The organism is Dysosmobacter sp. Marseille-Q4140, from assembly GCA_018228705.1.
Taxonomy (GTDB): domain Bacteria; phylum Bacillota; class Clostridia; order Oscillospirales; family Oscillospiraceae; genus Oscillibacter.
The window spans coordinates 1,520,530-1,540,862 of sequence record CP073694.1; the positions used below are offsets into that span (position 1 = coordinate 1,520,530).

18 protein-coding genes are annotated in these 20,333 nt (G+C 66.7%); 8 read left to right on the top strand and 10 right to left on the bottom strand.

From position 1 onward, the window contains the following. Window positions 1–795 precede the first annotated feature (795 nt). The 4 genes from asnS to KFE19_07770 form a co-directional block, all read right to left on the bottom strand. Window positions 796–2,190, bottom strand: coding sequence for an asparagine--tRNA ligase (asnS, locus tag KFE19_07755; protein QUO39360.1), 1,395 nt, complete (start codon window positions 2,188–2,190; stop codon window positions 796–798). A 99-nt stretch (window positions 2,191–2,289) separates the two neighbouring features. Next, on the bottom strand, window positions 2,290–3,198 hold the full coding sequence (locus KFE19_07760; GenBank protein ID QUO39361.1) for a hypothetical protein: 909 nt from the start codon (window positions 3,196–3,198) through the stop codon (window positions 2,290–2,292). 213 nt (window positions 3,199–3,411) lie between these two features. After that, window positions 3,412–4,278 carry a hypothetical protein gene (locus tag KFE19_07765; protein QUO39362.1) on the bottom strand — a complete coding sequence of 289 codons (867 nt, stop codon included), beginning with the start codon at window positions 4,276–4,278 and terminating at the stop codon, window positions 3,412–3,414. Continuing rightward, window positions 4,275–4,715 carry a LytTR family transcriptional regulator DNA-binding domain-containing protein gene (locus KFE19_07770; GenBank protein QUO39363.1) on the bottom strand — a complete coding sequence of 147 codons (441 nt, stop codon included), beginning with the start codon at window positions 4,713–4,715 and terminating at the stop codon, window positions 4,275–4,277. The genes KFE19_07765 and KFE19_07770 overlap by 4 nt, the downstream gene beginning before the upstream one ends. A gap of 180 nt (window positions 4,716–4,895) precedes the next feature. Here KFE19_07770 and KFE19_07775 point away from each other — a divergent pair, with 180 nt between their 5' ends. From KFE19_07775 to KFE19_07785, 3 genes are all read left to right on the top strand, one after another. Continuing rightward, the gene (locus KFE19_07775; protein ID QUO39364.1) at window positions 4,896–5,987 is read left to right on the top strand and encodes a winged helix-turn-helix transcriptional regulator; all 1,092 of its coding nucleotides are present in this window, start codon (window positions 4,896–4,898) and stop codon (window positions 5,985–5,987) included. Window positions 5,988–6,017: 30 nt separating this feature from the next. After that, window positions 6,018–6,947, top strand: a complete 930-nt coding sequence (locus tag KFE19_07780) for a pseudouridine-5'-phosphate glycosidase (GenBank protein QUO39365.1) — start codon at window positions 6,018–6,020, stop codon at window positions 6,945–6,947. A gap of 63 nt (window positions 6,948–7,010) precedes the next feature. Continuing rightward, the gene (locus KFE19_07785) at window positions 7,011–7,367 is read left to right on the top strand and encodes a DUF1294 domain-containing protein (GenBank protein ID QUO39366.1); all 357 of its coding nucleotides are present in this window, start codon (window positions 7,011–7,013) and stop codon (window positions 7,365–7,367) included. Between the two features lie 60 nt (window positions 7,368–7,427). On the opposite strand, the gene KFE19_07790 is transcribed toward KFE19_07785, so the two are convergent. Next, window positions 7,428–8,357, bottom strand: coding sequence for a sugar phosphate isomerase/epimerase (locus tag KFE19_07790; GenBank protein QUO39367.1), 930 nt, complete (start codon window positions 8,355–8,357; stop codon window positions 7,428–7,430). 149 nt (window positions 8,358–8,506) lie between these two features. Here KFE19_07790 and KFE19_07795 point away from each other — a divergent pair, with 149 nt between their 5' ends. The 4 genes from KFE19_07795 (at window position 8,507) to asnB (ending at window position 13,135) form a co-directional block, all read left to right on the top strand. Further along, entirely contained in the window at window positions 8,507–8,935 is a 429-nt protein-coding gene (locus tag KFE19_07795; GenBank protein QUO39565.1) for an HIT family protein, read from the top strand. An 87-nt stretch (window positions 8,936–9,022) separates the two neighbouring features. Then, window positions 9,023–9,301 (top strand): hypothetical protein, encoded by a 279-nt coding sequence (locus KFE19_07800; protein QUO39368.1) that lies wholly within the window; start codon window positions 9,023–9,025, stop codon window positions 9,299–9,301. A 162-nt stretch (window positions 9,302–9,463) separates the two neighbouring features. Beyond that, entirely contained in the window at window positions 9,464–11,206 is a 1,743-nt protein-coding gene (pyk, locus tag KFE19_07805; protein ID QUO39369.1) for a pyruvate kinase, read from the top strand. A gap of 99 nt (window positions 11,207–11,305) precedes the next feature. Beyond that, window positions 11,306–13,135: an asparagine synthase (glutamine-hydrolyzing) gene (gene asnB, locus KFE19_07810; GenBank protein QUO39370.1), complete on the top strand. Its 1,830-nt coding sequence runs from the start codon at window positions 11,306–11,308 to the stop codon at window positions 13,133–13,135. 54 nt (window positions 13,136–13,189) lie between these two features. On the opposite strand, the gene KFE19_07815 is transcribed toward asnB, so the two are convergent. Genes KFE19_07815 through KFE19_07825 form a run of 3 tightly spaced genes read right to left on the bottom strand, consistent with a single transcriptional unit; the run spans window position 13,190 to window position 16,023 of the window. Then, window positions 13,190–14,221, bottom strand: coding sequence for a glycosyltransferase (locus KFE19_07815; GenBank protein ID QUO39371.1), 1,032 nt, complete (start codon window positions 14,219–14,221; stop codon window positions 13,190–13,192). Between the two features lie 30 nt (window positions 14,222–14,251). Further along, on the bottom strand, window positions 14,252–14,848 hold the full coding sequence (locus tag KFE19_07820) for a TVP38/TMEM64 family protein (protein QUO39372.1): 597 nt from the start codon (window positions 14,846–14,848) through the stop codon (window positions 14,252–14,254). Continuing rightward, window positions 14,845–16,023, bottom strand: coding sequence for a glycosyltransferase family 4 protein (locus KFE19_07825; protein ID QUO39373.1), 1,179 nt, complete (start codon window positions 16,021–16,023; stop codon window positions 14,845–14,847). The genes KFE19_07820 and KFE19_07825 overlap by 4 nt, the downstream gene beginning before the upstream one ends. Before the next feature lie 414 nt (window positions 16,024–16,437). Here KFE19_07825 and KFE19_07830 point away from each other — a divergent pair, with 414 nt between their 5' ends. Next, complete coding sequence (locus KFE19_07830) at window positions 16,438–17,184, top strand: sulfite exporter TauE/SafE family protein (protein ID QUO39566.1); 747 nt, start codon at window positions 16,438–16,440, stop codon at window positions 17,182–17,184. A 56-nt stretch (window positions 17,185–17,240) separates the two neighbouring features. Here KFE19_07830 and KFE19_07835 read toward each other — a convergent pair whose 3' ends face one another. Together KFE19_07835 and KFE19_07840 are read right to left on the bottom strand one after the other, a co-directional pair. Next, complete coding sequence (locus tag KFE19_07835; protein ID QUO39374.1) at window positions 17,241–17,657, bottom strand: signal peptidase II; 417 nt, start codon at window positions 17,655–17,657, stop codon at window positions 17,241–17,243. Beyond that, window positions 17,654–20,299, bottom strand: coding sequence for a TetM/TetW/TetO/TetS family tetracycline resistance ribosomal protection protein (locus KFE19_07840; protein ID QUO39375.1), 2,646 nt, complete (start codon window positions 20,297–20,299; stop codon window positions 17,654–17,656). Before KFE19_07840 ends, KFE19_07835 begins: the two co-directional genes overlap by 4 nt. Between the last annotated feature and the right edge of the window lie 34 nt (window positions 20,300–20,333).

Consider the following 20,333-nt stretch of genomic DNA (forward strand, 5'->3'; position numbering starts at 1 on the left):
TGGAAACCTGAATCGGCGTATTTCTGCTCCCGCGCGTTCCGCTTCGCTACGCGCTGCCGGGGCGGCCGTTGAGGGTGCCCGGCCCCGGCGGGTGAAGGGGCTGCTCTCCGCATAACGCCCCGGGCAGATGGACGGGGCCGCGGTCGGATTTGGTCTGCTCCTCTTTCCGCCCGGTCCGCTTCGCTGCGCGCTGCCGGGGCGGCCGTCGAGGGGTCCCGGCCCCGGCGGGATGTAGGGGTGGATTCCATATCCGCCCGCCGCCCTCAGCCGGACGCAGGACCCGTTCCTGCGGAATGCCCTTCAACGACCGCCGGAGCAGCGCGTAACGCGCGGGAGCAGAAATACGCCCATCCGGTCTTGCACCCACGATCTTCTGCCGCACCATCGGATGCGGAGGCGCAGTCCTTCGCGGGACAGGTCCGGCGCAGGGTCGACGGGGCCGACGATCGCCACCGGGCCGATCCGCACGACCTTCGCGCTTACGAAAGGGCAGCCCATAAGGGCCGCCCTTTCGTCCCGGCGGTTTTCTTTTGACCGGCCGCGGCCGTTTTCTTTTGTCAAGACAAAAGAAAATGGGGGCGGATCCCTCGCAGGGAGCCTGCACTCCCCACCCGGCCTGCCGGGAAAACGCATTCTGTGAAAAACTCAAGCAACCCTGCCCCCTCCCCTGTCCGGCCCGCGGCCAGCCGCCTTCCCCAAGGGGGAGGGCTTTCAGCAAGAGCGCCGATGTTAGCAGGCCAACGCGCAAAAAAGGAGAGCGGCCCGGCGGCCGCTCCCCCTGTCTGTTCGCTTTTCTCAGAAATCCGCGTTGCCCACGGTCCGGGGATGCAGTTCCACGTCCCGGATGTTGTTGATGCCCGTGAGGTACATGACCATCCGCTCGAAGCCCAGGCCGAAGCCCGCGTGGCGGCAGGAGCCGTAGCGGCGCAGGTCGCAGTACCACCAGTAGTCCTTGGGATCCATGCCCAGTTCCTGGATACGGGCCTCCAGCAGATCCAGCCGCTCCTCGCGCTGGCTGCCGCCGATCAGCTCGCCGATGCCGGGCACCAGGCAGTCCGCCGCGGCCACGGTCTTGCCGTCGTCGTTAAGGCGCATATAGAAGGCCTTGATCTCCTTGGGATAGTCGGTGACGAACACCGGGCGCTTGTACACCTGCTCGGTGAGATACCGCTCGTGCTCGGTCTGCAGGTCGCAGCCCCAGTAGACCTTGAAGTCGAACTTGTCGTTGTTCTTCTCCAGGATCTCCACCGCCTCAGTGTAGCTGACCCGGGCGAAATCAGAGGAGGCCACGTGCTCCAGCCGCTCCTTCAGGCCCTTGTCCACGAAGGAGTTGAAGAAGTTGATCTCATCGGGGCACTTTTCCAGCACGTAGCGGATGACGTACTTGATCATGGCCTCGGCCACGTCCATGTCGCCCTTGAGGTCGCAGAAGGCCATCTCCGGCTCGATCATCCAGAACTCGGCGGCGTGGCGCTGGGTGTTGGAGTTCTCCGCCCGGAAGGTGGGGCCGAAGGTATAGACATTGCCGAAGGCCATGGCGAAGTTCTCGCAGTTGAGCTGGCCGGAGACGGTCAGGTTGGCCTTCTTGCCGAAGAAGTCCTGGGTGTAGTCCACGGTGCCGTCGGCGTTCTTGGGCACATTCTCCAGGTCCAGGGTGGTCACCTGGAACATCTCACCGGCGCCCTCGCAGTCGCTGGCGGTGATGATGGGCGTGTGGACGTAGACGAAGCCCTGGTCCTGGAAGAAGCAGTGGATGGCGTGGGCCGTGGCGGAGCGCACCCGGAAGGCGGCGGAGAACAGGTTCGTCCGGGGCCGCAGGTGCTGGATGGTCCGCAGGAACTCCACGCTGTGGCGCTTCTTCTGGAGGGGATAGTCCGGGGTGGAGGTGCCCTCCACTTCGATGGCGCTGGCTTTGAGCTCCAGGGGCTGCTTGGCCTCCGGGGTCAGCACCACGGTGCCGGTGATGATCAGCGCCGCGCCCACGTTCTGGGCGGCGATATCTTTATAATTTTCCAGGGAGTTGGCGTCCATGACCACCTGGAGATTGCGGAAGCAGGAGCCGTCGTTGAGCTCGATGAAGCCGAACGTCTTCATGTCCCGGATGGTACGGACCCAGCCGCCCACGGTGAGGGTCTTTCCGGAAAGGGCCTGGCTGTCGGCGTAAATCGCCGCGATTTTCGTGTAGCTCATTTGAAATTCACCCGTTTTCTCGTTTTTGCTGGACAATAATAGAGTATTATACTCCATCCGGGAATCTTTTACAAGAGGAAAGCGGATTTTTCCGTCATTTCAGGCCACCATTTCCGCCTCTACCGTGTAATCGCCCCAGGCGCCGCCCGCCGTCCGGACGGCGGTGCAGTTGGAGAAGATATAGGCCGCCAGGGAGGTCCGCCACTTTCCGGCGTTGAAGCGGATGCCCTCATAGTGGACTTCGTCGCCGGTCTGGGGACCCATGGCCGCCTCGTTGAAGATCACCGGCTCATCCCCCTCCGTGATGGAGAACAGGCACCCGTCCTCCCATTCATAGAAAAAGTGCTCCGGGGCTTCGGCCTCCTCCCCCGACCCGGAGGCAGGAAGCGGCGTGGCACCGACATAGCCCTGGTCCACCAGCTCTTCAAACGTCGCCTCCATGGCCATGAGCCCGTGGGCTGCGCCGAAGGCGTAGGCCACCGCCTCCCGCTCGCTGCCGGTAAGGCCGGTGGTGGTCAGGTCCAGTGCCAGCTCCGTGAGGTTCTCATTGAGGGCGCCGTCCGCGTTCCACAGATCCTCCAGCACGTCCAGGTACAGCCGGCAGGTGTCGTCGAAGTCCTCCGTGGAGAAGTCCAGGGCGGTGACACCGGAAAAGCCCATGGGCCAGGACTCCTGGATGCCGCTGGAAAAGGTCACGGTCACCGTGGTCCCCGCCAGGGACTCCCCGGGCAGGGCCTGATACGCCCCCGGCGCCGCCGGGTCAAAATCCGCCCCGTCCAGCGTGACGGCCTTGTCCGCCAAGGAGAGGGTGTAGAGCCCGGCGTCCCGGCCCTGCTCTGCCAAGATCAGGGAGCCGCCCTCCAGCTCTGAAATCACGCGGCACACCACGGTGCTCTCCGCTGTCTCCTCCGCAGGTGTTTCCTCCAAAGTGGGAGCGCCGTCGGCGGCGCAGGCCGCCAGCAGGCACGGGCAGGCGTATACGCATAAAAACAAGCACCATTTTTTCATGGCAAGATCCTCCTTTGCTCCACGGGACCGGCCGATTCTCTCAGGCCCGGCCCCGTTCCGGACAGCGCGGCCGCCGCCCTCTTTGTCTATTCAGACGCAGAGGGCGGCGATTTGGTTCCGGGAATATTCATTTCGGAGCAAAAAGTCCGGGGCTCGGTGCCGGCACCCAGGGCGGCAGTCAGCGTCTTTCCCGTGCCGCCGTACAGCGCCGCCTCACGGCGCCTCGTGGGCACGGCCTCTTTTTACCCGCCGCCGGAGCGCACCGGCCAGATTGCCCGCCAGGGCAAACCCCGCGGCCACGCCCGCCTGGAACAGCGCGCTCTCATTGTACAGCAGGAACACGTGGGGCACCGTCAGCGCCGCGCAGATCACCGGCAGTACCAGGCCCAGGCCCCGCCGCCGTCCCGCCGCCCAGCCCACGGCCAGGCACGCGAAGGGCAGCAGCAGGTAGGGGTAGAACAGTCCCGTCAGCACCGGAACATCGCTGCCCCCCTCCACCAGCCGGAAAAGCGGCGGCACCGCCAGCTCCAGGGCCCCCGCCAGCAGCAGGTAGGGCGCCAGGGGCCGCACCTGGAGAGGCCCGCCCGCCGGTTCCGGGGCCGCAAGGCCCAGCTCCCGGCGGATGCCCTCCAACTCCGTCCGCCAGCGCAGCCAGCGCAGCAGCCACACGGTGAGATACATCAGCCAGTAGAGGCCCAGCAGCAGCGTCAATCCCTGCCAGTTCCGGGGCGGCAGGCCGCACACCCAGCAGATCCCGGCAAACAGCGCCGAGGAGGCCAGCAGATGGACCGCCGTCCGCCCCGCCACGGCGCGGCCAGAGCCCTCCATAGGCGGCACCGCCAGACCCACGGACGCGCCGAAGCCAAAGCCCAGAGCCAGCTCCAGCGCCAGCAGAGCGCCCCAGGGCCAGCCCAGGGCCGCCAGCACTGCCGGGCGCACCAGCAGCGGATCCCCCGGCAGCACGCTGAGGCTGTTGAGCCAGACCACCGCCAGGGGCACCAGGGCCATGGCTCCCAGGCCCATGCCCACACCCCAGGCCGCCCGCTGACGGTTCAGGGGCATCTTCAACCACTCTCTCACAGGCCCAGCACCTCCTTGATCCTGCGCACATACCGGCGGGAGGCCCAGCACACGGTCCCGTCCGAGAGCGTCACCCGGATGGTGCCGGTGAGGGTCAGGTCCAGCGCCGTCACCTTGTTCAGATTCACGATCTCCGAGTGGGAGATCCGGGCGAACCGGAGGGGGGCGAACCGCTGCTCCAGCTCGTAGAGCCGCTGGCGGACCGTGTAGACGCCGTCCGCCGTCTGGGCCAGCACCGCCTTGTCCTCCCCGTAAAACCGGAGGATGTCCGGCGGCGCCAGGAGCACCGCCGTCCCGTCCCGGAATCCCGGCAGGGTCTCCGGTCCCTCCCGGGACAGCCGCTCCAGCAGGGCCTCCACCTCCGGTGTCATGGCGGGGGCGCGGACCTCCACCCGGATGCCGGTCTCCGCCGGATCCACCACCACCTTGATCTCCACAGTCCTCCCCCCTTTCTCGCTCTCAGTATAGGGGATTTTCCAGCCGCCGTCCAGTGTCGGCGGACCATCGGCTCGGCCGGCGGGACCGGCGGCGGAAAAACAGGGATTGACAAACCCAAAAAGTCAGGTAAAATAAGCATAAGATTATTTTTATAAATTTTTGTTTACGGAGGTGGTGCCATGACCCAGCGGGAACGGCAGATCCTGAACTGGATCGCGGAAAACCCCATGATCTCCCAGCAGGAGCTGGCGGACAAGGCCGGCATCACCCGGTCCTCCGCGGCAGTCCACATCTCCAACCTGATGAAAAAGGGCTACATCACCGGCAAGGGCTACATCCTGCGCACTCCCTCCTATGTCACCGTGGTGGGCGGGGTCAACGTGGATATCGGCGGCAGACCCTTCCGGGAACTGGTGCCCCGGGACTCCAACCCCGGCGAGGTGCGGATGAGCCTGGGCGGCGTGGGCCGCAACATCGCCCACAACATGAGCCTGCTGGGCCTGGACGTGCGGCTGGTGACCGCCTTCGGCGACGACGCCAACGCCCAGAAGATCGCCGGCAGCTGCGCGGAGCTGGGCATCGACATCTCCCAGTCCCCGGTGATCCCCGGCGGGCGGACCTCCACCTACCTCTTCATCAACGGCCCCGAGGGGGACATGGCCCTGGCGGTCAGCGACATGGACATCTACCGCTACCTGACGCCTCAGGTCCTCTCCGGCCGGATGAAGCTGCTCTCCGGCAGCGAGGCGGTGGTCATCGACACCAATCTTCCGGAGGAGAGCATCCGCTTCCTGGCAGAGACCTGCACGGCGCCCATCTTCGCCGATCCGGTGTCCACCGCCAAGGCGGTCAAGCTCCGGCCGGTGCTGGGAAAGCTCCACACCCTCAAGCCCAACCGGATCGAGGCAGAGCTTCTCTCTGGCGTGACCATCACGGACCGGGCCAGCCTGGAACAGGCCGCCGGGGCCCTGCTGGATACGGGCCTAAAGCAGGTGTTCATCTCCCTGGGGGCAGAGGGCGTCTACGCCGCCGACCATGAGAGACGGGTCCTGCTGCCCGCTCCCGCCGCCGATATGGTCAACACCACCGGCTGCGGCGACGCCTTCATGGCGGCCCTGGTGTGGTCCCACCTGCGCCAGGCGGACCTGGAGCACGCCGCCCGGGCGGGCCTTGCCGCCTCCGCCATCGCCATGGAGAGCCGGGAGACCATCAACCCCGCCCTCAGCGCCGGCGCCCTGGAACAGCGGGCCGGCCTTCGAAACACGATCTGATACAACCATTTGAATTTGGAGGAATCTACCATGGATCTCAACAAGTATCTGGACATCGCCCCCGAAGTGCAGCAGGCCCTGGCGGAGGGCCGTCCCGTGGTGGCGCTGGAGTCCACCATCATCTCCCACGGCATGCCCTATCCCCAGAACGTGGAGACGGCGCTGAACGTGGAGAAGATCATCCGGGAAAACGGCGCCGTGCCCGCCACCATCGCCGTGCTGGGCGGCCGCCTAAAGGCTGGTCTCAGCCCTGAGGAGATCGACTACCTGGGCAAGACCGGCACCGCTGTCACCAAGGCCAGCCGCCGGGATCTGCCGGTGCTGGTGGCCAAGGGGATGGACGGCGCCACCACCGTCACCACCACCATGATCATCGCCCACCTGGCGGGCATCAGCGTGTTCGCCACCGGCGGCATCGGCGGCGTCCACCGGGGCGCAGAGACCACCATGGACATCTCCGCCGACCTGGAGGAGCTGGCCCACACCCCCGTCATGGTGATCTGCGCCGGTGCCAAGTCCATCCTGGACCTGGGGCTGACTCTGGAGTATCTGGAGACCCACGGCGTGCCCGTCATCGGCTACGGAACGGAGGAGCTGCCCGCTTTCTACACCCGCAAGTCCGGCTTCAAGGTGGACTACCGGCTGGACACCCCGGAGGAGCTGGCCCGGACCTTCTTCGTCAAGCAGGACATGGGTCTGGGCGGCGGCATGCTGGTGACCAACCCCATCCCGGAGGAATACTCCATGGACCACGAGGTCATCAACAAGGCCATCGACGAGGCCATCGCGGAGTCCCGGGCCCTGGGCATCCACGGCAAGGAGACCACGCCCTTCCTGCTGGCCAAGATCAAGGACCTGACCGGCGGCGACTCCCTGGCCAGCAACATCCAGCTGGTGTACAACAACGCCGCCCTGGCGGCCAAGACCGCCGGGGAGCTCAGCAAACTTGCCAAAAACTGAATCCTCTGCTACACTGGACTGGCCGGAAACCCGGCCAGTCCGTTTTTTTGAAGGAGAACTCCCATGGAAAAGAGTCTGTTTCTGCCGGAGGGCACCACGGTCACCGGCTTTGTGGTACTGGGCGATTTCTGGCCCCTGCTGTGGATCTGGCTGATCGCCGTGAACGCCGCGGCCTTCCTGGTGTTCGGCCTGGACAAGTGGAAGGCCAAGCGCAAGGCAAAAAACGAGGCCGTCCGCCGGGTGCCGGAAAAAACGCTGTTTCTGCTGGCCATTCTGGGCGGCAGCGTGGGGGCCATCCTGGGGATGCGGGTCTTTCACCACAAGACCCTCCACAGGCGGTTCCGGTACGGCCTGCCAGCCATTTTGGTGCTCCAGCTGGCGCTTGCCACCTGGATTGCCTGGCGGGTACTGGCCCATTGAGACACAAGGCGGCGCCTGGGACGATCGGTCCCAAGCGCCGCTTTTGCTGCTTTTGATGTCTTATGCCGGCAGCACCCGCTGCAGCAGTGCTGCCGCCTGCTCCAAAGCCTGCCGGGTGGGAATGGTGTAGTCCTCCTGCTCGATGCTCAGGGGGCCGTCGTAGCCGCACGATTTCAGCTTTGCGAGGAACCCCCGCCACCAGTCCTCCCCGTGTCCGCTGCCCGGGGTGACGAAGTTCCAGGAGCGAGTGGCGAATTCCAGCACGCCCTTGGTGTCCAGCAGGGTGTTGGGCCCGGCGGCGCGCTCCAGCCGCACGTCCTTGATATGGACGTGGTAGATGCACCCGCTCAGGGCCTCTGCCACCGCCAGAGGGTCCGCGCCCATCCAGAACAGGTGGCTGGGGTCCAGGTTCACACCCAGGATGTCCCCCACTTCGCCCCGCAGGCGCCGCAAGGTCTCGGCACTGTACACCAGCTGCCAGCCGTGGAATTCCAGGGCGATCCGCTCCACGCCGTGGTCCGCCGCCCGCCGGGCCAGCTCCCGCCAGGCGGGGACGGCCACCTGCCACTGATAGCGCAGGATCTCCTCCGTCTCCGGCGGCCAGGAGGTGACGATCCAGGTGGGGGTCCGGTCCTCGGGACAGCCCCCGGGCAGGCCGCTCATCATCACCACGGTCTTCAATCCCAGCTGCTCCGCCAGGGTAAAGGTCTTTTCCGCCACAGCCCGGTCCCGCGCTCCCTTCTCCCCGGGAAAGAGGGGGTTGCCGGAACAGTTGAGGGCGGAGATCTCCAGGCCGTTTTCCGCCAGGGTGTCCGTCAATCGCCGCCGCTCCCCGGCGTCCGCAGTCAGGGTGTCCAGCTTTACATGGGGCGCCGGAGACCAGTTGCCGCAGCCCAGCTCCACCTGCTCCAGCCCCAGATCGCGGCACACCTTTGCCGCCTCCGCCAGCGTCAGCTCCGCCAGGGAGTCCGTCACCATGCCCAATTTCATGTCCCATCGCCTCCAGTCTGATTTCTGCCGCCAGCATACCACATTTTGTCCGCCGCCGCAATGGCGCAAGCGTTTTCCTTGACGGCGGCGCCGGGTTGGAGTATGGTAGGAGCAAGGGGAAGATTTCCCAAAATTCTGACAGGAGGCTGATACCCATGGGCTGCTTTTACTGCGACGAGCATCACGAGGGCCGGGAGGCCATCATGTTCAAGGTCGGAGAGATGAAGGCCGGCGTGCTGTACCTTTTCAAGGACCAGGCCCACAAGGGCCGCTGCGCCCTGGCCCTGAAGGACCACAAGAAGGAGCTGTGCGAGTGCGATCCCCAGGAGCTGGCGGACTTTGCCCAGGATCTGGCCCGGGCCTCCGGCGCCGTCAAGGAGCTGTGGGGCTGCACCAAGATCAACCTGGGGTCCTTCGGCGACACCAATCCCCATCTCCACTTCCACATCGTCCCCAAGTACGAGGGCGGCTTTGAGTTCGGCGGCGCCTTTGCCATCACCAACCCGGAGCCGGTGCTGCTGAGCGACGGGGAGTATCAGGAGATGATCGCGGCCCTGCGGGAAAAGCTGGGCATGTAACGCCTGCGCCCATACCGGGGAGGGACGTCCCTCCCCGGCTTTTTATAGGGCGCTGTCAAGCGGTCCACAGAGAAGCGGAGGGTCGGTATGAAGGATGTTTTCCTGGCAAGTCTCTTCCACGAGGGCGTTCTGGGCGGCGCGATCTGGCTGCAAAGCGACCGGGTACTGTACCGGACGAACAAGCTCCAGGCGGACGCATTTTATCGCCGTCTGGAACTGCCCTACGACCGCATCCAGACGGTCGGAACCGGACGGGCGCTGTGCTTCCCCACCGTCACGCTCACCATGGAGGGCGGGCGCGCATACAAGTTCATCGTGTTCCGCCGAAACGCGTTCCTGTCCAGGCTGGACGCACTGAGGCGGTGACCGCCTCCCGCGCCGCCGCGGGAGGCGGCAGTGTCTTTGTGAAAATACCCAGGGATTTTTTTGCTTTTTTACATCGAGGCGACTGTACTTTTTTTGATCTTGTGCTATAATAAAATCGATTGCTAAATAAATAACCATGACTTTTCGAAAGGTGGTCGCCATATGAGAAAAACCAAGATTGTGTGTACTCTGGGTCCCTCCACGGACCGGGAGGGCGTTCTGCGGGAGATGCTGCTCTCCGGCATGAACGTGGCCCGCTTCAACTTCTCCCACGGGTCCCACGAGGAGCACAAGGCCCGGCTGGACGCGCTGAAGCAGCTGCGGGAGGAGCTGAACCTGCCGGTGGCCGCCATGCTGGACACCAAGGGCCCCGAGGTCCGGCTCAAGACCTTTGCCGAGGGCTCCGTCATGCTGCACGCCGGCCAGGAGTTCACCCTGACCACCGAGGATATCGTGGGCGATGAGACACGCTGCGCCATCACCTACGCCGAGCTGCCCCAGGATGTGAAAACCGGGGATACCATTTTGCTGGACGACGGTCTGGTCCGCCTGACCGTACTGGCCACCACTTCCAGCACCATCCGCTGCCAGGTGGAAAACGACGGCATCATGAAAAACCGCAAGGGCGTCAACATCCCCGGCGTCCACCTGTCCCTGCCCTACATGAGCCAGCGGGACCGGGAGGACATCCTCTTCGGCGCGGAGCAGGGCTTCGACTTCATTGCCGCCAGCTTCGTCCGCACCGCTGCCGATGTGCGGGAGATCCGCAGTCTGCTGGACAGTGTGGACTCCAAAATCCGCATCATCGCCAAAATAGAGAATCAGGACGGCGTCAACAATCTCTCCGAGATCCTCTCCGTGGCCGACGGCATCATGGTGGCCCGGGGCGACATGGGCGTGGAGATCGACTTCACCGAGATCCCCATTCTGCAAAAGCAGATGATCGCCCAGTGCGTGGCCTGCGGCAAGCCCGCCATCACCGCCACTCAGATGCTGGACTCCATGATGGAGCATCCCCGGCCCACCCGGGCGGAGATCACCGACGTGGCCAACGCCATCTACGACAACACCTCCGCCATCATGCTCTCCGGCGAGACCGCCGCGGGCAAGTACCCGGTGGAGGCCGTGCGCACCATGGACGCCATCGCCCTGCGGACGGAGGCTCAGATCGACTACACCAAGCGGATGAAGCGCCAGGGCGGCTCCAGCCGCCTGTCCATTGCCGCGGCCACGGCCCACGCCGCCTGCACCACCGCCGCCGACATCGGCGCCGACGCGGTCATCACCGTCAGCCAGCGGGGCACCACCGCCCAGATGGTCAGCCGCTTCCGCCCCGCCACCACTGTGGTGGCCTGCCTGCTGGATGAGCAGGTCCGCCGCCAGATGTCTCTGTACTTCGGCGTGGTGCCGCTGATGATGCCCTACGCCAGCAACACCGACGAGCTGGTGGAATTCGCCGTCCGCGCCGCCGAGAAGGCGGATCTGGTCCACCAGGGCGATCTGGTGGTGGTCACCGCCGGCGTGCCGGTGGGCGTGGCCGGCACCACCAACATGATCCGGGTCCATCTGGTGGGCGGCTTCCTGCTCAACGGTGTGGGCATCGGCACCAAGAACGCCTCCGGCCCTCTGTGCGTGTGCCGGTCCCAGGAGGACGTGGCCGCCAAGTTCCACCCCGGCGACGTGCTGGCAGTGCCTTACACCACCAACGACCTGCTGCCCTGGCTGCGGCAGGCGGCGGCGGTGATCAGCGAGGAGTCCGGCGTCAACAGCCACGCCGCCACCGTGGGATTGACCCTGGATAAGCCGGTGATTGTGGGCGCCACCGGCGCCACCCAGCGGCTCCAGGACGGCATCATGGTCTCTGTGGACTGCGCCCGGGGCGTGGTCCAGACCCTGCCCCAGTGAGCCCGCCGTCACCCTTTTCCCTCTGCCGCATATTCTGAAACGAGCAGGGGAGCTCCGTTTTCCGGGGCTCCCCTGCTATTTTTTCAGGAGGTGTTTCCCATGTGCGGGATTGCGGGAGAAATCGACTACACGCGGGACCTGCGGACGCAGGCGGAGGTCATCGAGGCCATGCAGGCGGCGCTGCGGCGGCGGGGCCCGGACCAGGAGGGGCTGTACCGCTCCCCCCACGCCCTGCTGGCCCACACCCGGCTGTGCGTAGTGGACCGGGAGGGCGGCCGCCAGCCCATGGGCGGAGAGGGGCCGGCAGGGCCCTGCCGGCTGGTCTACAACGGAGAGCTGTATAACACGGAAGATCTGCGCCGGGAGCTGACGGACCGGGGCTGGACCTTTCAGGGCCGCTCCGACACGGAGGTGGTGCTCAAATCCTATCTGGAGTGGGGCGAGGCCTGCCCTGAGCGGTTCAACGGCATTTTCGCCTTCGCCGTGTGGGAGGAGGACGGGGAGACGCTGTTCCTGGCCCGGGACCGGATGGGGGTGAAGCCCCTGTTCTTCTCCCTGCTCCCCGACGGAGGACTGGTGTTCGCCTCGGAGCTGAAGGCCCTGGTACGCCATCCGGCGGTGCCGCCGGAGCTGGGCCGGGAGGGAGCGGCGGAGCTTCTTCTCCTGGGCCCCGGCCGGACACCGGGCTGCGGCGTGTTCCGCAATGTCCGGGAGCTGCTGCCGGGCCAGTGCGGCACCTTCTCCCGCCGGGGGCTGCATCTGCGGCGGTACTGGTCCCTCCGGGCGGAGCCCCATACGGAGGATGAGGCCCAAACCGTGGCCCACGTGCGCTTTCTGGTGGAGGACGCCATCCGCCGCCAGCTGGTGTCCGACGTGCCGGTGGGCACCTTCCTCTCCGGCGGGCTGGACTCCAGCATCATCAGCGCCGTGGCCTCCAGGGCCCTGGGCGAGCGGGGCGAGGAACTGCGGACCTTCTCCGTGGACTACCGGGACAACGGCCGCTATTTCACCGCCGGGCACTTCCAGCCCTCTCAGGACGGACCCTACATCCAGACCATGGTGGATTTCCTGGGCTGCCGTCACACCGCCGCGGTGCTGGACCCGGCCCAGGTGGCCGGCGCCCTGGATGAGGCCGCCCAGGCCCGGGACCTGCCGGGCATGGCGGATATCGACGCCTCGCTGCTGCTGTTCTGCCGCAGGGTCCGCCGGGATGTGACGGTGGCCCTGTCCGGCGAGTGCGCCGACGAGATCTTCGGCGGCTACCCCTGGTTCCGGGATCCTCCGGCCGCCGGGGAGTTCCCCTGGGCCCGGTCCACCGCCTGGCGGACCTCCTTCCTCTCGCCGGAGTGGGCGGAGGGGCTGGATGCGGAGGAATTCGTCCGCGCCCGCTGCCGGTCCCCCCTGGCCCAGGCGGACTGCCTGCCAGAGGACGGTCCAGCCCGGCGCCGGGCCCGGCAGCTGATGCATCTAAACATGAACTGGTTCATGCAGACCCTGCTGGACCGGAAGGACCGGATGAGCATGTGGAGCGCCCTGGAGGTCCGGGTCCCCTTCTGCGACTGGCGGATCGCCCAGTACCTTTACAACGTCCCGCCGGAGCTGCGGGACCTGGGCGGCCAGGAAAAGGGGCTGTTGCGCGCCGCGGCGGCGCCGTGGCTGCCCCGGGAGGTGCTGGAGCGGAAGAAGAGCCCCTATCCCAAGACTGTCCACCCCCTGTATCTGGAGCTGGTATCCGGGCAGCTGCGGAAGGTGCTGGCGGACAATACCTCTCCCCTGCTGGACCTGGTGCGGCGGGAGGCTCTGGAAGCCCTGCTGGTCCGCCGGGACGCCCAGCCCTGGTACGGCCAGCTGATGACCACCCCCCAGACCATCGCCTACTTTCTCCAGCTGGACCACTGGCTACGGACCTATCAGGTGCGGCTGGTATGAGCAAAAAAGCGCGCGGCTTTCGCCGCGCGCTTGTCCTTTGCTCCTGTATCCGCCTCATGCCTGGGCGTGGGCCGGCGCCGGCAGAGGCAGGATGTTCTCCCTGCGGTAGATCTCCCGCAGCTGCCGCCCCACGGCTTCCAGACTCCGCTCCTCGGCCACGGCCCGTCCCGCCGCCGTCAGGTCCGGCAGAGAGCCGGAGAGGATGCCCTCCAGCGTCCGCCGGAACCCCTCCTGATCGGCGGACTTGTAGACGTTTTTCCTGTCCTCCAGCCAGCCGTTGTACACCGGGATATCCCGCAGCACCGTCGGGATCCCGCAGGCCAGGGCCTCCAGCACCACGATGCCCTCCGTCTCCTCGTGGCTGAGGAAGGCAAAGGCATCGGCGCCGCAGTAGGCCTCCCGCAGCTCCTCCCGGCCCACGTAGCCGGGGAACTCCAGATTCTCCGGCGCCGTGTCCAGCACCTGCCGGATCTCGGCGGGCACCAGGCGGGGGTCCGTCCAGCCGTACCAGATAAAGCGGACGTCCGGCATCCGCCGGGCCAGATCCGCAAACTCCGGCAGGCCCTTGCGGGCGATGAGATGGCCCACGGAGACCACGGCCTTCTCACCGTCCCGCAGACCGCGGCGGCGCCGGAACGCCTCCCGCAGGCCCGGGTCTGGTGCAAAGAAGTCCGTGTCCACGCCGTTGGAGATGGCGTAGACCGGGCGCCTCAGCCCATAGCTCTCCAGCAGGGAGCGGGAGTACTCCGTGGGGGTCAGCACCACGTCCCCCAGCCCGTAGCAGAAGGTGATCCACCGCCGGAACAGAGGGGCCAGGGCGTCAGAGCCCCGGAAGGAGCGGCGGAAATCCTCCATGGTGGAGTGGCCGTAGCAGACCACCTTCCGCCCCGTCAGCCGAGCCCAGAGCACCGCCGGCAGGATGTCCGGCAGCACCGTGTTGATATGGACGGCCCAGGTATCGCTGCTCCAGCGGTCCGTAGTCTCCACGCCCGCCCGGCGCAGCACCTCCCGCTGATGGCGGATGGCCTGGCCCACGCCGCTTTTGGCCACCAGGCGCTCACCGCCGCTGTATATGCAGATCCGCATATCGTGCCTCCTTTTATCCGTTTCGTTCTCTCAGGCCAACATGGCCGTCACATGCTGCCATGCCACCGTCAGCCCCAGGCTGTACAGGGCGATGGCAAAGGGCTTGCCCAGCAGGATGATGGCGGTGAAGCGCCGCCAGCTCATCTCCGTGGTGCCCGCCAGGTAGCAAAGGAAATCGTCCGGCGCCACCGGCAGGAAGATGGCCCAGGCGAACATCTTGGAAAAGCGGCCCCGGTCCTCGGTCCAGGCGCTGTATTTTTGAATGGTCTTTTCGGAAAACAGCAGGCTCAGCAGGGGCTTGCCGCAGTTGCGGGCAATGGCGAAGGCCAGCAGGGACCCCACGCAGATGCCGATGTAATTATAAAAAAAGCCGTTGACGGCGCCGAACAGCAGTACCCCCGCCAGGCACCCCAGGCCGCCGGGCAGGATGGGTACCACCACCTGCACCGCCTGGAACGCCACGAATACCAGCGCCCCGGCGGCGCCGCAGCCGGCCACCAGGGCCTGCAGCCTCTCCTGGGAGGTCAAAAAGCCCATCCGCCAGGCCCACACCGCCGTCACCACGCAGATCACAAGCCCACACAAGGACGCCGCCCGCAGGGCGGTCCTCTCCACGCTCTTGGTCATGCGGACACCTCTCTTTCCGCCGCGCTCCGGCGGCTGATCTGATCCAGATAGACCCGCTCCACCCGGCGGGCGAAGCGCTCCGCCGAGAAGGGCTCCGCCGATGCTGCGGCGGTGGGCCGCAGCTCCGCCGCCCGGGCGGGATCGTCCAGGATCTCCTCCACACGGCGGAGGAACTCCTCCTCCGTGCGGTACTGCCAGCCGTTCTCCCCCTGGCGGATGACCCCGTCCAGGCAGGGGTCCGCCCGGCACAGAACCGGCAGCCCGGCGGCCAGGGCCTCCGCATAGGTCAGGCCCTGGGTCTCACTGGTGGAGGCGCTGACGAACACCGTGCCCAGGCGGTACCAGTCGGCCACCTGGTCCGGCGGCACCTGCCCGGCAAAGATCACGTCCGGGGCGTCCAGGCCCAGCTCCGCCGCCCGGGCCTCCAGGGCCGGGCGGTGGGGACCGTCTCCCACCAGCAGCAGCGTCACAGGCTTGTCTCCCAGGGCCTTGCGGGCGGCGAGCAGCTCCTCCACATTCTTCTCCGCCGCCAGCCGTCCCACGAACAGCAGCACTGTCCGGTCCGCCGGAATGTCCAGGCTGGCCCGGAGCACCGTCTCCGCCATAGGGTCCCGGGGGCGGCGGAACCGCCGCAGGTCAATGCCGCTGGGGATCACCACCACCGGCCGGGTCACTCCGTAGCCCAGCAGCAGCTGGCGCACCTTGCCGGTGGGGGCAATGATGCAGTCGGTCTGGCCGGTGATCCAGCGGCTGAACACCGCCGCCGCCCGGCGGCCCCAGCGGACGCTGGGGGAGAAATAGTGGGTGTAGTCCTCATACACCGTATGGTAGGTATGGATCAGGGGCACGTTCAGCTCCTCGGCAATGCGCCGGGCCAGGAAGAAGGTGGAGAACTCGCACTGGGAGTGAACCACGTCGGGTCCCCATTCCACCAGCTGCCGCACCCACCGGCCCGCCAGCGCGGTCCGCAGCCGGGCCCCGGGATAGACACGCCCGGCGCCGATGGAGCCGATGCGGGTAATCCCCGCCGCCGCCTCCGACCGCAGGTCCGGCGACAGCGTCAGGATCCGGACCTCGTGGCCCAGGGCCTCCAGCTCCCGGCGCAGATTCTTCACGGAGGTCACCACGCCGTTCACCGCCGGCGCGTACCAATCTGTGGTAATGAGGATTTTCATGGCTGTGCCTCCTTCGCTCTCTTTGTCTCTATTACGATCCGCATGGGCAAATTTCTTCATCTCTCGGAAGATCCCGTCCCTATGGTACACCACGGCCATCAAATCCGTGGGGCGCCCCGGTCAATTCTCTGTAAAATCCCAGGCACTTTTCCATTGGCAGTGGGTCGTCCGTCTTTCTGTGTTATTGTCTTAGTTGCTTAATACAATAACACAATTTTACCCGTTGTCAAGTGGTGTTAATAAAATATAAAGAAAATGGGCAAAATTGTACTATCCGTATTAGTACAGTTAGTATACAGGACCACTCCGCTCCTTGTCAAGCCAAACCGATTGTCACGGTGGAAAAAATATGCTACAATAGGCGCCGTGAGTTTTTTGGGAGGGAATGTGAGGACTGTGGATTCCTTTTTTCATATGTGCCTGCTGGTGTGCCCCATGCTGTTCCTGGCGGGATTCGTGGACTCCGTGGCGGGGGGCGGCGGGCTGATCTCTCTGCCGGCTTACCTCTTTGTGGGGGTGCCGGTCCACCTGGCTGCCGGCACCAACAAAGTGGTCAACGCCATCGGCACCGGAACCGCCGCCTGGCGGTACCTGCGCAGCGGCAAGGTGGAGCTGCGGACCGCCGTGCTGGCGGCGGCGGGCGCTCTGACCGGCGGCGCTCTGGGGGCCCGGCTGGCCCTGTGGTGCTCCGAGCAGGTGCTCCAGGCCTGCGTGCTGGCGGCCCTGCCCGTGGCGGCGGCGGTGATGGTGTGGAAGCGGGACCTGGGCCAGACCCGGAGCGACCGCTGGACGCCCCGGCAGCACGCGGCGCTGAGCGCACTCATCGGCCTTTGCATGGGCGCCTATGACGGGCTCATCGGCCCCGGCACCGGCACGTTCATGATCCTGGCCTTCACCCTGGTGCTGGGCATGGACCTGCTGACGGCCTCCGGCTGCGCCAAGGCCGCCAACCTGGCCTCCAATGTGGCCTCCGCCGTGGTGTGGATCGCCGGCGGGAAGGTCTACTGGCAGCTGGCAGTGCCGGCGGTGGTGTGCTGCGTGGCGGGCAACTGGTGCGGCGCCCGGTACGCCATCCGGGGCGGCAGCACCAAGGTCCGGCGGATGATCTTCGTGGTGCTGGGACTGCTGTTTTTGAAGATGGGCTGGGAGCTGCTGACCTGAGCCAAGACAAAAAAGCGCCTCCGCGGACTGTTGTCCGCGGAGGCGTTTCCATTTACTTATTTCTCCCGGGGAAACAGGGCCAGCCAAAGGGCGCCCAGGAACAGGGCCAGGTCCGCCAGGTTGTAGACGTACTTCTTCAGCTTTCCCGGCGCGGCGGGGAAGCGCAGGTAGTCCAGCACCTTCCCGTACCGCAGCCGCTCCCAGAGGTTGCTGAGCCCGCCGCCCAGCACCAGCCCGGCGCCGAAGGGGCTCCGGCGGCGAAAGAGCACCGTCACGCCCAGCACCAGGGCGGAGAGGACCATCAGCGCCTCCCGGCCCAGGGGCAGGCCGAAGGCGGCGCCCCTGTTCCAAAGGGCCGTCAGCTTGATCCGCCCGCCCAGGGCGCTGCGCTCCCGGCGCCCCGGCCGCTCCAGATACCACCGCGCCAGCGTACAGGCGGTGAGGGTCAGGGCTGCGGTCAACAGGGTGATCATGTGGCATCCTCCTTTTCCTGTTGGGCCTTTTCCAGAGCCGCCCGGACCGGTCTCGCCCCGGCGGCGCGGTTGTTCTGCTCCAGCACGTCGGCGATCCGGCCCTGGACCTCCTCCACCTCCGCCCGGAAGGCGGAGGCCGACAGCCGCAATGCCCCGTGGCCCAGGATGATGAGCTGCTCCGGCCCGTCGGAGGTGGCCACACGCACCCGGTGGTGCTTTCCGATCTCATAGGTGGCCCGCTCGATATAGGCGTCCGCCGTCTCGGCCTCCTTGGTGTAGACCAGGCGGATGTTGTGGTACTTCTCCACACTGCCCTGGCCGCCCTTGACCTTGTAGGCGTCGAACACCAGGATCACCCGGCACTTGCGGTAGCCCTGGTAGTTGCAGAGGATGTCGCACAGGGCCTTCCGGGCAGCGTCCAGGTTCTCCCGGGCGATGGCCTTCAGCTCGTCCCAGGCGAAGATGATGTTGTACCCGTCCACCAGCAGATACTCCGGCCCCGTGGGCCGGGGCGGGATCGACCGCTTTTCGTCCGTCTCCCCAGATACTGGCCGCCGGGGCTTGGGCGGCGGCTGGAAGGAGCGCTGCTTCACCGGGCCGTAGGTCCGCTCGAAGATGGACTGCAATTCCTTGTCCTGGGCCAGGGTCCCGGCGTAGTCCATGGCCCGCCGGGGCCGGGGCGCCGTGTCCTCCGGCACCTCTTCCTCCTCCAGGGACACGCCGCTGGACACGTGGGCCATAGCGGGCACCTGATCCCACCTGACGTTGTACCCCGCGCCGTGGGCGCAGAACACCGAGTCGGCGGTGTTCTCCACGTCCCGGTCCGGGTCGTAGCACAGGGCCTCCACCACGGCCTCCTGGTCGGCGCAGGGGCGGTAGCCCCCGTTCTGGCAGAAGAGCCGCCCCTGGCCACGGGTGTAGGCCGTGACCTCCCGGGCGTAATCCCGCAATGCCGCCACCGGCGCCGCGCCGGTGAGGACCGTCTCCTCGCCGAAGGTCTCCGGCGGGTCCGTCTCGCCGTTCATCCGCTGGAGGTCGCTGATGGCCCGGCCCACCTGGGCGGCGGGCAGCTCCAGCCGGAAGGTGTACCAGGGCTCCAGCAGTACGCTCTGAGCCGACATGAGCCCCTGGCGCACCGCCCGGTAGGTGGCCTGGCGGAAGTCGCCGCCCTCGGTGTGCTTGTCGTGGGCCCGGCCCGCCAGGAGGGTGATCTTCAGATCCGTGATGGGGGAGCCGGTCAGCACGCCCAGGTGCTCCTTCTCCGCCAGATGGGTCAAAATCAGCCGCTGCCAGTTCCGGTCCAGCTGGTCCTCCGGGCAGCGGGAGGCGAACACCAGTCCGCTGCCCCGGGGCAGGGGCTCCAGCAGCAGATGGACCTCCGCGTAGTGGCGCAGAGGCTCGAAGTGGCCGATGCCGACGGCCGGGGCGGCGATGGTCTCCCGGTACAAGATGGCGCCGGTGCCGAAGGTCACCTCCATGCCGAACCGGTCCCGCAGCAGCCGGCCCAAAATCTCCAGCTGCACCTCGCCCATCAGCTGCACCCGCAGTTCCTTCGCCGCCTCGCTCCAGGAGACGTGGAGCTGGGGGTCCTCCTCTTCCAGCTGCCGCAGCTTCATAAGGGCGGTGTGGGGGTCCGTGCCCTCCGCCAGCTGCACCTGATAGGTCAGCACCGGGGACAGCACCGGCCCGGTCCACTGGCCCTCGAACCCAAGGCCCTCCCCAGGCAGGGAGCGGCTCAGGCCCGTGACAGCCACCACCGTCCCGGCGGGGGCCTCCTCCACGGTCTTGAATTTGGCGCCGGAGTAGATGCGCAGCTGGTCCGCTTTCTCCTCCCAGGCGCCGCCGGGGCCCCGGAGCAGATCCTTCACACGCAGCGTGCCGCCGGTGACTTTCAGATGGGTCAGCCGGGCGCCCTGGCCGTCCCGGGAGATCTTGTACACCCGGGCGCCGAACTCCGCCGGATAGGCCGGGGCTGGGGCGTACCGCTCCAGCCCCTCCAGGAGATCTTTCACGCCCTCCAGCTTCAGCGCCGAGCCGAAGAAGCAAGGGAACAGCGCCCGCTCCCCCACCAGCTGCCGCAGCGTCCCGTCCGTCACGGCGCCGGTATCCAGGAACTGCTCCAGGGCCGCCTCGCCGCACACGGCGGCCTCCTCGGCCACCTGCTCCGGGGCGGCACCGAAGTCCACGCACCCGGAGGAAAGCCGCCGGCGCAGCTCCTCCAGCACCGCCGTGCGATCCGCCCCGGCCAGGTCCATCTTGTTGACAAACAGCAATACCGGCACGCCGTACCGCTCCAGCAGCCGCCACAGCGTCCGGGTGTGGGCCTGGACACCGTCGGTGCCGCTGACGACCAGCACGGCGCAGTCCAGCACCCGCAGCGTCCGCTCCGTCTCGGCGGAGAAGTCCACGTGGCCCGGCGTATCCAGCAGCGTCACCTCCGTGTCCTCCAGGGGCAGCACCGCCTGCTTGGAGAAGATGGTGATGCCCCGCTCCCGCTCCATGGCGTCGGTGTCCAGAAAGGCGTCCTTGTGGTCCACCCGGCCCAGGCGGCGGATGGCGCCGCTCTCATAGAGCAGTGCCTCGGACAAGGTGGTCTTGCCCGCGTCCACGTGGGCCAGGATGCCGATGACCAGTTTCTTCATGGTCTCACTCCAACAATGGTTTTTTGGTATCATA